This is a genomic window from Lacrimispora sp. 210928-DFI.3.58 (assembly GCF_020554865.1).
Classification (GTDB): domain Bacteria; phylum Bacillota; class Clostridia; order Lachnospirales; family Lachnospiraceae; genus Enterocloster.
The window spans coordinates 1-496 of sequence record NZ_JAJCIC010000109.1 but is presented as its reverse complement, the minus strand read 5'-3'; the positions used below and the strand labels follow the sequence as shown (position 1 = coordinate 496).

Here is a 496-nt window from a genome sequence, read left to right as displayed (position 1 = left end):
TTTGGCGGCACTTCCAATGCCCTTGACTTCCTGCCCCTTGACCGTTCCGGCAACCGCCGCTTTATCCCCGTCATGGTGTACCCGGAGCAAGCCGAGGTTCACATTTTGGAGGAGGAATCCGCTTCCAGAGCCTATATCGGGCAGATGTGGGCGGAAGCGATGGAGATTTACCGAAGCGGCAGGTTCAAGCTGGCTTTCAGCCCCGCCATGCAGCGGTATCTCAAAGAACACCAGCGGGATTTTATGCCGGAGGACACCAAAGCCGGGATGATACAGGCGTATCTTGATAAGTACACCGGGAGCATGGTCTGTTCCAAGCAGCTCTACAAGGAAGCCTTGAACCATGCCTTTGACGAGCCGAAGCAATGGGAAATCCGGGAAATCAACGAGATAATGAACCAGTGCATTTCCGGCTGGCGGTATTTCCCGAACCCAAGAATGTTTTCCGAATATGGCAGACAAAAGGGCTGGGAGCGTGAAAACCCGGCAACGGACT

General features: G+C 54.4%; 1 protein-coding gene. It reads left to right on the top strand.

Translation table 11 applies throughout. The features are described from left to right. Window positions 1-496, top strand: a 496-nt coding sequence (locus tag LIZ87_RS22130) for a virulence-associated E family protein (protein ID WP_227149235.1), incomplete at both ends; no start/stop codon positions are given.